The following is an 11690-nucleotide window of genomic DNA, read 5'->3' on the forward strand; positions in this document are numbered from 1 at the left end:
ATTGCATGGTGCGGCCTTGGGTGAGAGACGAGTTGAGGAACTTCTATCTTCGCCCAAGGTCGCTTCTCATTCATCACCGAGACCCGGCAAGCAGGGACCGCTCACGCACTCTAGAACCGGAAGAGCCGGTTAGAGGCAGGGGTATTGGGGTGATATTCCAATCCCAACCGCGAGACTCAGAGGTGGATAGCCGCAATAGGTAGAAGGCTGGATCCTCCTTGACTCCCGTCGTCGGTATTGATCGGTCCTCGCGATACCCGAGATATATTGTTAGTGGGGCTTTTTTGGGGTAGGCTTCCCATCCGGCTTTAAGGCGACCAATGACGTTTCCGACGATTTGCGAGATAGCGCGAGGGCTGATGTAATCTTCTGTCGGCCCGCCGGCATCAATTCTATCAATGAGGGCCGGTATTGATATGATCGGAAACAGTACGTCGCCGCAGTATCCGGCAATTATCGGGTAGCGTCTCGATGCGAATACCTTTCGCCCTTGATCCCATGTGTCGAGAGCAGCCAGTCTTCCGTTGTTCGTTCCGCTCCATGAGATTCTGTTGTCGGTTGCAATATTCAGTGACGCTTGGCCTTTGGTGTGACCGGCAACCCATGCAACGAGTGAAGTCATTGCGCGCTCCTGCTGTTGGCGGTAGTCTTCGTGTCGATCCTATGTGGGATCAGCTCGGGCAGCAGTCAGATGCAATCCGAGCACGCGACTCCTGGGTCCGCCTCAACAGCATGGCGGGGTCGAGTTGGCGGCTGGAGCGCGAGCTCCAGCTCTCAGGTCTTCGGGGGCGGACACGCTGAGCGTGTCCGCCCCCTTCCTTTGTGTGTGGGTGATCTGCTGAAGCGTTCGCTGCCCTTCTGCAAAGGTTATTCGGCTACGGAACGTGGTGGAGTGGAGGTTCGCGCTTTAACGTCTGCTGGTGGCCGAGGCGCGTGTGGTCGGAGACGACTACCCGGCCGACTCGTCGTCGTCGGCTGGTGGTCGTCGGCGGCGTCCGCTAACATTGAGGGCAATCGACCCCCTCCCAAGCCTCTCGAAGAAGCTCAAATGGGAGGGGCCTCTTTCTTTCCGGGGTGTCTGTGAAGCCGAGTCTGTCCTGGGACGAGCAAGTCGCCCTCCTGGTCAGTCGGGGCCTCGTCGTCGACGACGAGGTTGCCTGTGCCCGCTTCCTTGCCGCCACGAACTACTACCGGTTCTCCGGCTATGCGCGCTACTTCCAGAAGGCTCCCCACCTCGGCGACGACGACTTCCGTCAGGGCGTCGTCTTCGACGAGATCCGCGCGGTCTACGACGCTGACGAGGCGCTGCGCATTGCTCTCGTCCGGTCGCTCGCGAAGGTCGAGCTCATGCTCCGCTCGCACGTCGCCCGTGTCGTCGCCGACGAGCACGGGGCCTACGGGCGGTATCTCGAGGAAAGCTTCTACACCGACATCGGTGACCGCGAGCCGACCGTCGAGTCATGCCTGCGCGATATCGATCGCAGCAAGGACCGCCACATCCTCCACTATCGTGAATCCGGCATCAACCGCGCCGACTACAGCAAGCTACCGGTCTGGTCGGCCGTCGAAGCCTTGTCGTTCGGCACGCTGTCGAAGGCCATCGAGCGGGGCGCGGGCGGCGATCTCGCCGATGCCGTCGCGACGAGCACGGGAATCGCCAAGGCCGGCTTCGCCTACCGAGTGCGCGCCCTGGTCTACCTCCGCAACCGCTGCGCCCACCACAGCAGGCTGTGGCACCACTCGGTCCTCGACGCCGGGCCGACCCCGAACAACGTGCGGAAGAAGGCCAAGAGGGAAGCAGGCCAGTTCGAGCCTCGGTCCGTGCTTGACATCATCGCCTCGCTCGATGACATGGCGTCCCGCGCCGAGGTCGCCGATCCGCTCCTTCCTAGGCTCTTGGTCGAGCACCCCCGTGACTCCGCGTTCTGGCAGGGGTTGGTGCGGCCGCAGAGCCCTCGCGACCACGGTCGCGACACGCCATAGCGTCCTCCTGAAGTGTATGTGCGCGAATCGCGTGCCATACTAAAGTTGTCGTCCTGGCCGAATCCGCGGCTCCGGACGCGGATTCAGGAGGTCAGAGTGATTCCAGATTCACCCGCCGATGCGTTCGGCCCATATGCGGCGACCGTCCGCGAAGTCGCGGTCGACGTAGTGCGGACCCGACACGGTTATGCCGCCGACGCCCACCAGGCTGCACACACGCGGAACAGTCGCGGCTACTCGACGCTCTGGCAGGACCTGCTCATCGACGTGCAGGATGCGTTCGTCGGCAGAGGGCACGACCTGCACCGGCTTGCTCCGGCCGGTCACAAGGTGCCAATCGTCAACGGTTGCCTTGTGTACGTGTGGCGAGTGCCGGCCTCCGGTGATCCAGTGGATTTCGCGTCGAGCCCGACGAAGATCTCCTGCTTCGATGCATCGATTCCGGAGCCGACGCTCTTCGGCCCCGACCTGATGGCCTCGACGGGCCAGGGCCCCGCATCCGAACCCGAGCAGGCGGTTGACCTGGAGGCCGTAATGAGCGCGGTCGACGGCAAGATGCCGGTCGTGCTCGTCAAGGTCTACTCCTCGCCGCGGCAACTGCAGGCGATCGACTGGGCCGTTGCCGAACTCGATCGGGACAGCGGTGAGGTCAGCTACCGCGGCGAGGAGACCATCTGGCAGGCGGAGCCCGCGGCCGAGTCGGATGCCTCCGAGGTGGAGTCGTTCGCTAGTGGCACCCCGGTCGAGCCCGTCATCGAGCCGCGCGAACAGGAGGGCATCGATCCGGATGCGCGATGACACCCCGAGCCTGTTCGACGTCTCGGGCTCCCGGCAGACGCACGGCCGCTTCGAGCCGGCGCGTCTGACCCAGGCCCGCGTCCGTCGCTCGGTGACCAAGACCGACCTGGCCGCAGAGGTGGGCGTGTCCGCCGCGGCGATCGGGCAGTACGAGGCGGGCGTCAACTCTCCCCGGACAGACGTCCTCGACAACTTGGCGAAGGCCCTGGACGTCCGACCCGGTTTCTTCGACGTCGGCCGGCCACTGGCGCGGATCGACACGGTCAACGCCCACTTCCGCAGCCTGAGGTCGGCCCGCGTGAGCGACCGCCAGAAGGCGCTGGCGATGGCGACGCTGGTGTGGGAGCTGACGTTCGCGCTTGAGCGGCACGTCAAGCTCCCTGAGGCCGACCTCCCAGAAGTCCGTCCAGGAAGCTCGCCCGCCGAGGCGGCGGCCCTCCTGCGCCGGCACTGGGACCTGCCCGACGGCCCGATCAAACACCTGGTTGCCACGGCCGAGTCTCACGGCATCGTGGTCGCCGTGCGCCCGCTCGCCGAGATCGACGCCGTCGATGCCTTTTCTGTCGTCATCGTCGACCGGCCGATCGTCATCACGTCGCCGCGCCGGACGGAGAACGTATTCAGACACCGGTTCTCGATCGCGCACGAGATCGGGCACCTGCTGCTCCACTCCGACTTCGGAGAGCACAGTGCGGCTGTCGAGAAGGAGGCCGACGAGTTCGCTGCGGCGTTCCTCACCCCGGCGTCGTCCATGGACGCGGCGTTGCCGCAGCGGCTCGACCTCGCCGCCCTAGACCGTCTCGGCAGGAAGTGGGGCGTCTCGCCGACCTCGTTGATCCGCAGAATGGTCGAGCGGGGGCGCACCACCGAGTCCTCGGCGCGTCGGGCCTACCAGCGCCTGTCGGCCGTCTACGACTCCAATGCCGATCCGACGAGCGCATATCCGGGAGAGGTGCCGAAGCTGCTCCGGAAGGCCGCTGATCTTGCCGGTGATCACGGTGCTCCCGTGCCTGTGCTCGCCCAATCGCTGAAGATCAGCCCTGCTCAGGTCCGCGACCTGCTGGGGGAGATCGACGAGCGCCCGGTGCTGCGCCTCGTCGGCGGCGACTGACGACCTCGTTCCTGCCGGGACGGCGACCGGCTGATACAGGCCGACCGCGCCGCTCACTACTGACGAAGAAGGATCCTCACCGATGGCTTATCCCACGCTCGCTCTCCACCTTCTCATCTCGGCACCGGGTGATGTGCCGCTCGCGGACATGTCTATCATCCGCAAGACGATCAGCCAGTGGAATCTGAACCTCGGCCGCCATGTCGGCCTGACGGTTCTGCCCGTGTCCTGGACCGAGCACGCCGTCGCCGAGTTCGGCGAGCGGCCGCAGGAGATCCTCAACGATCAGATCGTTGAGGGGGCCGATCTCGCGGTGGCGCTCTTCCAGGATCGCCTCGGGACGCCGACTGGCGAGGCCGAGTCGGGCACGGCCGAGGAGATCAAGGTCCTCGTCGAGGCGGGGAAGTCGGTGGCGGTCCTCGTGAACTCGGCTCCACGCCCGCCTTTGAGCGGCGCGGCGCTCGACGAGCGCCAGCGGCTCAACGCCTACCTGGACGAGCTACGTAAGTCGGCCCTCGTCTTCGAGTACGGCAACGACGGGGCACTCATCGGTCACCTCAACAACTTCCTCAGTCGAGCGACGGCGCAGTTCCAGAAGTCGGTCGAGTCCTTGAAGGAGGCGCCGCCGGAGGGGCCGGACCCCTCTGAAGGCGTTTGGCCGCGCGCCGAGGTGCGCGAGAGCGTGAAGACCGACAGCAAGGGTCGCGTCAACACCAAGCGGAACTGGTCACTCGTGCTCCACAACACCTCCCGCGGGTCGGCCGCCGACGTCGACTTCGAGTTCGTGGACCTGCCGGAGAACGCGCTGTTCCGCGTGCATCGTGAGGACGGTCCGCTCGGAACCATCCCGCCCGGCCAGGAAGCGCGGTTTCCCCTGTTGCTCGCCGCGGGGTCGCCGGATGCGGTCGATTGTGTGGTCACGTGGACCGACGCCTCGGGAAACGCCCGGGAGACGAGGGCGACAGTCCGAACCTGACGTTCCTAACCGCGGCGACGTGGTCGAGTTCCGGTTTAATGTCTAGCGTTAATGACGCGCTGCGTTATATGATGGTCGGGTGATCGTCTCCTTTGCCGACCGCGATGCCGAACGCCTGTTCCTGCGACAGCGCGTCAAGCGTCTCGACTCTCGTCTGCACAAGAAGGCGCTCACAAAGCTGTTGCTACTCGATGCTGCCCACGAGCTTGATGAACTCCGCGTTCCACCGGGGAACCGGCTGGAAGCACTCAAGGGCGACCGGATCGGTCAGCACAGCATCCGAATCAACGACCAGTGGCGGATCTGCTTCGTCTGGACTCCTGCGGGCCCCAGCGAGGTTGAGATTGTCGACTATCACTAGGAGGTGCGACATGGATGACAAGATTCCCCCGATCCATCCGGGCGAGATCCTCATGGAGGAGTTCCTCGTTCCAATGGGCGTAACTCAGAACCGGCTGGCAGTATCCATCGGCGTTCCGCCGCGTCGGATCAACGAGATCGTGCACGGCAAGCGTCGGATCACGGCGGATACGGCTCTGCGTCTGGGGCGCTTCTTCAGCATGAGTGCGCAGTTCTGGATCAACCTGCAGGTGCGCTATGACCTTGAGGTCGAGATGGACGCCCTCGGGGACGCGCTGGACAGCATTCAGCCGCTACGGACTGCATGAGCGCCCGGTCACTTCGAGGACGAGCGGCACTCGTGACGGGGGTCAGTCGTCGGCAGGGGATTGGGTTCGCGATTGCGTCGAGGCTGGTCCGAAGCGGGGCTGACGTGCTCGTGACGCACCATCGGCCGCATGACCTGGACCAACCGTGGGGTGGGGACGACCTGGAGGCAGTGATGCAGGAGCTCGACGCGAATCGTGCTGACTCCAGCCAGCGCGTCGTCGACCTTGCGGTTGATCTGGCTCAGGACGGTGCTCCCGAGGCTGCCGTGCATAGAGCTGTGACGGAGCTCGGCCATCTGGACATCCTCGTCTGCAACCACGCCCGATCGGGCGGCGATGGGACCCTCGGCGACCTGACCGCCGAGATGCTCGACGCCCACTGGACCGTCAACGCCCGCTCGTCCCTCCTGCTGGTGCAGGCGTTCGCCGCGCAGCACGATGGACGCCCGGGTGGTCGCGTCGTCCTGATGACCTCGGGCCAGGGCCTCGGACCTATGCCGGGCGAGGTGGCCTATGCGGCGTCTAAGGCAGCACTCGCGGGTGTCACGGTGACCTTGGCCGACCAGCTTGCCGATGTCGGCATCACCGTCAACACGGTCAATCCAGGGCCAGTCGACACGGGATACATGACCCCCGAGATCATGGCTCGGGTCGCGCCGATGTTCCCAGTCGGGCGGATGGGCGAACCGGATGATCCCGCTCGCTTGGTGGAGTGGCTGGTCAGCGATGAGGGCCGTTGGGTGACGGGGCAGGTGCTCAACACCGAAGGTGGGTTCGCGCGCTGGCGTCCTCCTGCTGACGGTCGGCCGCCGGAAGCCTGAGACGTACCTCCGTGCTGCTCCGCAGTGAACCGAAGCGCCTACGTGCTGATTGACTGGTACAGGTGCTGCTCGTTGTCTGATTCGGATGCTGCTGGTGTGATCCCCCTCGCGCTGTTGGCGCCCTGGCGGCCGTTCAAAGACGTGTTTCCTACTCAGAAGGCCCCGACGGACCGGTGTGCACCGATGTGCCGTGATGGTTACAAGTGGCGGAACGTGGTGGAGTTCCGTTTCAACGTCTGACCAGCGCTGGGTTCCTGAGTTGTGCGCCCGTCCCGGTCGCCTCGTTATGAGGTGGCCGGGCGGTGCCGTATCGGGGATGTCATCACCTCGGGCGGGGGCACGTGAGCTGCGCTATCAATCTTGATAGCAGAGGAGGTGGTGGCTGATGGCATCCGTCATCGTTCGCGGGCTCGACGACGCAGTGAAGCAGCAGCTCGCGACGCAGGCGAAGGAGCACGGTCGCTCCATGGAAGCCGAGGTTCGCGAGATCCTGTCCAAGGCTGCTCGGCGGCCGCACATCGGGATGGCGCTGCTGTCTGCTGCGCAAGATGTCGGTGGAGTCGAAGGCTTGCCGATCCCGGCGCGCGACGACGTCGCGCGAGCGGTGGACGTCGAGTGATCGTCCTCGACACGACTGTGATCTCGGAGGTCTTTCGTCTGTCGCCGGAAGCGAGTGTCGTCGATTGGCTCGCGTCGCTGGAGGGTGACGTGGCTATCACGTCCGTCACGCTCGCAGAGCTGTTGGCGGGCGTGCGTCGACTGCCGGACGGTCGGCGCAAGGATGAGCTGACGAGGTGCATCGACGCAGCGCTCGAGCCGTATCGGGGCGGCCGCGCCGTGTTGTCGTTCGACGGCCTGGCAGCCGATCGCTACGCTGATGTGCTCTTGGCCCGGGAAGCTGCGGGTGCTCCGATCAGCACGGCCGACGCGCAGATCGCCGCGATCTGTCTCGCCCACGACGCGACCTGCGCGACGCGGAACGTCAAGGACCTCGAGCACACCGGCGTCGTGCTCGTCGATCCGTGGAGTGTCAACGGGTGAGGGAGCATTCGATCGACGCGCTCGGGCATGGGGATCTCACCGAGGCCGACCTGGGCGAGCTCCGACGGCTCTTCGACAGCGAGTATCTCCATGGTTTCGGAGAGTGGGACCCGGAACAGCCTTACGGTTACGCATCCCACGAGGTCCACGTCATCGCGCGGATCGATGGTCGCGTCGCAGGCCACATGGGATGGGCGCGCCGCGAGATCGCGGTCGGCGGGGCGACCGTCGCGATCGCGGGGGTCGGCGGTGTCCTGATCTCCGGCACGGCGCGAGGGCGGGGCCTCGGGACAGATCTCATGCGGCGTGCAGCGCGGTCGATGCGTGATCACGGTGGCGTCGCGTTCGGCTACCTGGGCTGTCGAGAGGGCGTCGTCCCGTTCTATGCGGCGTGTGGATGGACCCGGATCCACGCGGGCGAACGGTCGATCGGACGCGCAGGGGAGGCTGTCGTCGACCCACGGGGGCAGCCGCTTCTCATTCTGCCGATCGGCGCGCCGCTCGAGTCGTGGCCGGAGGGCGACATCGACCTGCGCGGTCGCGCCTGGTAGCTGGCGAATACGTCGATGGTGGAGAGGGGGTTGGGTCATAGCCGTACGTGTCGGAACCCCGTGGACTTCCGCTTCAGCGTGTGAGCGGCTTGGTCGTTGAGCGGGCACGGCTGGGACGACGACGGCGGAGCACGGCGGGCTCGATCGTATGAGGTCTAATGAGCAGGGGTCGGTATCCTGACGGCATGGCTGAGATCATGACGACCGAGACGCTCGCCCTTCGCGAGCTCATCGATGCGCGTCGTACTGACTTCCAAGTACTTCTTGACCGGTACGCCGCGACCAATCCGAAGTTGTTCGGGTCCGTCGCCCGCGGTACTGCGTCCCCGGGGTCGGACATCGACATCCTCGTCGAGATGGATCCTGCGGATGGCAACCTTCTGATGCGGGCCTCCGGGCTGTTGGAAGAGACTCGAGCCCTGTTCGGCCGCGATGACATCGACGTGTTCCCTGTGCAACTGCTCAAGCGGCCGGTCTCGGCCTCGGCCCTCCAGGATGCGGTGGCACTGTGAGCCGCGACCCGGTCCAGCGCATCGCTGACGTTCTCGAGGCCGTTGAGCGGTGCCGGCGCTATGTCGCTGCTCTTGACAGCGATGCGGACCTGCTGGAGATGGCAGAGGACGCGATCGAGCGCAACCTGCAGATCATCGGCGAAGCCGTGAACCATCTCCCCACAGAGATCACTGGTGCGCACCCGGAGATCGCCTGGCCGCAGATCCGAGGCTTCCGCAACATCCTCGTCCATGAGTACTTCGGCGTCGATGTCGACATCGTCCGCGACGTCGTCGAGACCCATCTCCCGCCTCTCGCCCAAGCATTGCGCGGCCACCTCGCCACCGAGTGATCCGCTCGACCAAGGGAGTGGTGACCGGCTGATCGCACTGTGATGGTCGTACGTACCGGAACTCGGTCGAGTTCAGGTTTAACGTCTAGCGTTATTGACGGGTCTCGTTATACGCTTGACGCGTGATCAGATCGTTCGCCGACCGCGACACCGAGAAGGTCTGGCGTCGTGAGCCGGCGAAACGGCTTGACCCGCGCATCCACAAGGCTGCGAACCGCAAGCTGCACCTGCTCGATGCTGTGACCACGTTGGACGCTCTCCGGGTGCCACCGGGCAACCGCTTGGAGGCTCTCAAGGGCGATCGGGTCGGCCAGCACAGCATCCGGATCAACGATCAGTGGCGGATCTGCTTCCACTGGACCGATGCCGGTGCTCAGGACGTGCAGATCGTGGACTACCACTAGGAGGAGAGATGGTCGAGAAGCTCTATTCGCCGATCCACCCCGGTGAGGTCCTGATGGAGGACTTCATCGAGGGGTTTGGCATCACACAGAACAGGCTCGCGGTGTCGATCGGTGTGCCCCCGCGGCGGATCAACGAGATCGTGCACGGCAAGCGGGGGATCACGGCAGACACCGCGCTGCGCCTCGGGCGGTTCTTCGGCGTGGAGCCCCAGTTCTGGCTCAACTTGCAGACGCGCTATGAGCTGGAGGTGGCCGAGGACCTCGCAGGGGAGCGGATCGCGGAGATCACGCCGCTGCAGGTCGCGTGAGTGTGCGCGACGACACGCTGATGCGCAAAGTTCGCGGCACCTTCTATCGCGCGATCGATCCCGAGTTCCGTGAGTTCGCGATCGCGGGATCACGTTCGCCGGGGCGATACTCTCGGCAGGACCAGCCGACCCTCTACTTGAGTTCGTCCATCGAGGGTGTTGAGGCCGCGATGATCGCCCACAAGGACGCCAGATCGGCAGCGCTCGAGATCATTGCGGTCGACGTCGAGGCATCCGGCATTGTCGACTTCCGTGATCCCGTCGCGTTGGAACGGACTGGTCTCGACCTGAGTGACGCCATCGCGCCATGGCAGGAGGTCGTCGCCTCCGGTGGCACCCCGGCGTCGTGGATCGTGCGTGACCGGCTCGTTGCGACTGGTGCGAACGGATTGATCGACCCTTCGCGCAAGCGGTACCGGCTGTGGCACCTGGTGCTCTTCCGTTGGAACGAGGGTGATGCACCGACCGTCAGGATCGCGGACGACGCTCCCTCTGCGGCAGGCTGAGGCTCGCCGTGCCAGAGGTTGCTCTGTGCCGGAACGTGGTGGAATTCCGCTTCAACGTGTAGCCCCGCGGGCTGGAATGTGGCCGGGCAAGGCGGCTGACCACCCCTGCACTCCTCACTGATTCGGCTGCCTGTACGTGAATCGGTGTGCACCCAACCGTGATCAATCGGACAGGGGGATCTCGAGCGAATGGGCTCGCGCTCGAGGGAGTGACGGCGATGGGACCCCAGTGTTGAGGACGGTGCGAGACGCCCAGGTCGACGCCGCAGCGTGACCCTGGGGGCCTCCGCCGCCGGTATCGGGCGCCGGTACCTTTCGTCGAGCTACTAGGATGGTGAGCCAGAGAACATGGGCCAGATCCGACCACATCGCATACAGGAGCCAACGACCATGAGCTTTTTTGTCTATCTTTCCGGCGAGATCCACACCGATTGGCGCGACGAGATCCAGCGCGGAGCTGAGGCCGCCGACCTCGACATCGTCTTCACCGCGCCGGTGACCGACCACCCTGCCAGCGACGCTGCCGGAGACCACCTGGGCGAGAACGACAGCCCGTTCTGGCGTGATCATCAGTCCTCCAAGGTCAACGCGATCCGCACGCGCACGCTGATCGAGCAGGCCGACCTCGTGGTCGTCCGGTTCGGCGACAAGTACAAGCAGTGGAACGCCGCCTTCGACGCCGGCTACTGCTCAGCGCTCGCCAAGCCCTATGTGACTCTCCACGACGCGGACATCGTCCACCCCCTCAAGGAGGTCGACGCAGGCGCTCAGGCGTGGTGCACGACCACCGACCAGGTCGTGGAGACTCTGCGGTACGTGCTCACGGCGTGACCCTGCGGCGTCACCCTGCGGACTGATCCGCAGCAGGACCGACGAAGCTGACTCAGGCTCCGAACAGCCGCCCGAAGAACCCCCGACCCTGGGGCTTCGGATCGTGCTGTTCGGGGCCTTACGTGTTTGGGCCTGCGCTGTCGCCCGCAGTGTCTCCGCTGTCTTCCGCCGCTGCGTAAGCGGATCCGGTCAGCGTGAAGATGTCGACGTCGACGAGGAACCCGGCCAGCTGGGGAAGGCTCTGGAAGAGGATGTCCCCGTCGATCTCCTCCTCGTCTCCTCGTCCTCGCTGGGAAGCCGGAAGGCGCCCTCGGCGGGGGATGCGTCGCCGCCGTCGACTATGCGCGTCGCCGCACCGGTTCGGGCCACGCACGCACTCCCGTACTCGGGAGCGAGTGCGACTGATTCGACGGTGGTCTCCGTGCCCAGCGGCACCAGCCCAAGTGTGTGCAGGTGCGCATCAGTGAGGACGGAGTCGGCGATCGCTGCAGTGGTGCTCATGCCCACGGCGACGAGTCAGCACAGAATGTCCTCGATGAGGTCCACAGTCCGGGACGCCCAGGGCCGTGACGTCGTCGAGGTCAGAGGTCAGCCAACCGGCTGCGGCTCCCTGCTGCCGGCCGAGGTCGCCGTCGGTGTCGATGTAGCCGATGGCCAGGTAGGTGATCTCCGGGATGGTGAATGCCCCCAGCGCTGAGTTGACGGCGGTGAGGGTGATGTTTAGCGGCTCTTCCCGGTTCGTGGTGATGGGGAGCGTCGCGTCGTTGACGTAGAACGGCTCGTGGTCCTGCTGTGATGGGTGTTGTCAAGACATCCGAATCTCAGAGGACCACGAGCCTGTGCACGAG

Annotated in this window: 17 protein-coding genes; 16 read left to right on the top strand and 1 reads right to left on the bottom strand. The window is 65.2% G+C overall.

What is annotated here, in order from left to right; all coding sequences use genetic code 11:
* The first annotated feature begins 1080 nt into the window (after positions 1–1080).
* From BSP109_RS15395 to BSP109_RS15470, 16 genes are all read left to right on the top strand, one after another.
* Complete coding sequence (locus tag BSP109_RS15395; protein WP_101601812.1) at positions 1081–1983, top strand: Abi family protein; 903 nt, start codon at positions 1081–1083, stop codon at positions 1981–1983.
* A gap of 45 nt (positions 1984–2028) precedes the next feature.
* On the top strand, positions 2029–2781 hold the full coding sequence (locus BSP109_RS15400) for a hypothetical protein (protein WP_219618574.1): 753 nt from the start codon (positions 2029–2031) through the stop codon (positions 2779–2781).
* Positions 2771–3892, top strand: coding sequence for an XRE family transcriptional regulator (locus tag BSP109_RS15405; RefSeq protein ID WP_101601788.1), 1122 nt, complete (start codon positions 2771–2773; stop codon positions 3890–3892). Before BSP109_RS15400 ends, BSP109_RS15405 begins: the two co-directional genes overlap by 11 nt.
* Positions 3893–3974: 82 nt before the next feature.
* Positions 3975–4868: a hypothetical protein gene (locus tag BSP109_RS15410; protein ID WP_101601790.1), complete on the top strand. Its 894-nt coding sequence runs from the start codon at positions 3975–3977 to the stop codon at positions 4866–4868.
* Positions 4869–4947: 79 nt separating this feature from the next.
* A complete protein-coding gene (locus BSP109_RS15415; RefSeq protein ID WP_101601792.1) occupies positions 4948–5229 on the top strand; it encodes a type II toxin-antitoxin system RelE/ParE family toxin in 282 nt (93 codons plus the stop codon).
* A 10-nt stretch (positions 5230–5239) separates the two neighbouring features.
* Positions 5240–5536, top strand: a complete 297-nt coding sequence (locus BSP109_RS15420) for a HigA family addiction module antitoxin (protein ID WP_101601793.1) — start codon at positions 5240–5242, stop codon at positions 5534–5536.
* Positions 5533–6357: an SDR family oxidoreductase gene (locus tag BSP109_RS15425; protein ID WP_101601795.1), complete on the top strand. Its 825-nt coding sequence runs from the start codon at positions 5533–5535 to the stop codon at positions 6355–6357. Before BSP109_RS15420 ends, BSP109_RS15425 begins: the two co-directional genes overlap by 4 nt.
* A gap of 385 nt (positions 6358–6742) precedes the next feature.
* Positions 6743–6976: an Arc family DNA-binding protein gene (locus tag BSP109_RS15430; protein ID WP_101601796.1), complete on the top strand. Its 234-nt coding sequence runs from the start codon at positions 6743–6745 to the stop codon at positions 6974–6976.
* Positions 6973–7398, top strand: coding sequence for a type II toxin-antitoxin system VapC family toxin (locus BSP109_RS15435; protein WP_101601798.1), 426 nt, complete (start codon positions 6973–6975; stop codon positions 7396–7398). Before BSP109_RS15430 ends, BSP109_RS15435 begins: the two co-directional genes overlap by 4 nt.
* Positions 7395–7949: a GNAT family N-acetyltransferase gene (locus tag BSP109_RS15440; protein WP_101601800.1), complete on the top strand. Its 555-nt coding sequence runs from the start codon at positions 7395–7397 to the stop codon at positions 7947–7949. The genes BSP109_RS15435 and BSP109_RS15440 overlap by 4 nt, the downstream gene beginning before the upstream one ends.
* Positions 7950–8134: 185 nt before the next feature.
* Positions 8135–8461 carry a nucleotidyltransferase family protein gene (locus BSP109_RS15445; protein ID WP_101601813.1) on the top strand — a complete coding sequence of 109 codons (327 nt, stop codon included), beginning with the start codon at positions 8135–8137 and terminating at the stop codon, positions 8459–8461.
* Positions 8458–8793: a DUF86 domain-containing protein gene (locus tag BSP109_RS15450; protein WP_101601802.1), complete on the top strand. Its 336-nt coding sequence runs from the start codon at positions 8458–8460 to the stop codon at positions 8791–8793. The genes BSP109_RS15445 and BSP109_RS15450 overlap by 4 nt, the downstream gene beginning before the upstream one ends.
* A 122-nt stretch (positions 8794–8915) precedes the next feature.
* A complete protein-coding gene (locus tag BSP109_RS15455; protein WP_101601804.1) occupies positions 8916–9197 on the top strand; it encodes a type II toxin-antitoxin system RelE/ParE family toxin in 282 nt (93 codons plus the stop codon).
* An 8-nt stretch (positions 9198–9205) separates the two neighbouring features.
* Positions 9206–9505 (top strand): HigA family addiction module antitoxin, encoded by a 300-nt coding sequence (locus tag BSP109_RS15460; protein ID WP_101601806.1) that lies wholly within the window; start codon positions 9206–9208, stop codon positions 9503–9505.
* A gap of 2 nt (positions 9506–9507) precedes the next feature.
* Positions 9508–10011: an RES domain-containing protein gene (locus BSP109_RS15465; protein ID WP_257944738.1), complete on the top strand. Its 504-nt coding sequence runs from the start codon at positions 9508–9510 to the stop codon at positions 10009–10011.
* A 390-nt stretch (positions 10012–10401) separates the two neighbouring features.
* Positions 10402–10842 carry a YtoQ family protein gene (locus tag BSP109_RS15470; protein WP_101601808.1) on the top strand — a complete coding sequence of 147 codons (441 nt, stop codon included), beginning with the start codon at positions 10402–10404 and terminating at the stop codon, positions 10840–10842.
* Between the two features lie 189 nt (positions 10843–11031).
* Here BSP109_RS15470 and BSP109_RS15475 read toward each other — a convergent pair whose 3' ends face one another.
* A complete protein-coding gene (locus BSP109_RS15475) occupies positions 11032–11343 on the bottom strand; it encodes a hypothetical protein (protein WP_101601810.1) in 312 nt (103 codons plus the stop codon).
* Positions 11344–11690: the final 347 nt, after the last annotated feature.

Origin of the sequence: Brevibacterium sp. Mu109, assembly GCF_900169375.1 — a bacterium.
Taxonomy (GTDB): Bacteria; Actinomycetota; Actinomycetes; order Actinomycetales; family Brevibacteriaceae; genus Brevibacterium; species Brevibacterium yomogidense_A.

Bases quoted from the DNA above. Each gene is read 5' to 3' on its own strand.
- BSP109_RS15405 (WP_101601788.1), top strand. From the start codon at position 2,771: ATGCGCGATGACACCCCGAGCCTGTTCGACGTCTCGGGCTCCCGGCAG.
- BSP109_RS15410 (WP_101601790.1), top strand. From the start codon at position 3,975: ATGGCTTATCCCACGCTCGCTCTCCACCTTCTCATCTCGGCACCGGGT.
- BSP109_RS15420 (WP_101601793.1), top strand. From the start codon at position 5,240: ATGGATGACAAGATTCCCCCGATCCATCCGGGCGAGATCCTCATGGAG.
- BSP109_RS15425 (WP_101601795.1), top strand. From the start codon at position 5,533: ATGAGCGCCCGGTCACTTCGAGGACGAGCGGCACTCGTGACGGGGGTC.
- BSP109_RS15430 (WP_101601796.1), top strand. From the start codon at position 6,743: ATGGCATCCGTCATCGTTCGCGGGCTCGACGACGCAGTGAAGCAGCAG.
- BSP109_RS15445 (WP_101601813.1), top strand. From the start codon at position 8,135: ATGGCTGAGATCATGACGACCGAGACGCTCGCCCTTCGCGAGCTCATC.
- BSP109_RS15460 (WP_101601806.1), top strand. From the start codon at position 9,206: ATGGTCGAGAAGCTCTATTCGCCGATCCACCCCGGTGAGGTCCTGATG.
- BSP109_RS15470 (WP_101601808.1), top strand. From the start codon at position 10,402: ATGAGCTTTTTTGTCTATCTTTCCGGCGAGATCCACACCGATTGGCGC.
- BSP109_RS15475 (WP_101601810.1), bottom strand. From the start codon at position 11,343: ATGAGCACCACTGCAGCGATCGCCGACTCCGTCCTCACTGATGCGCAC.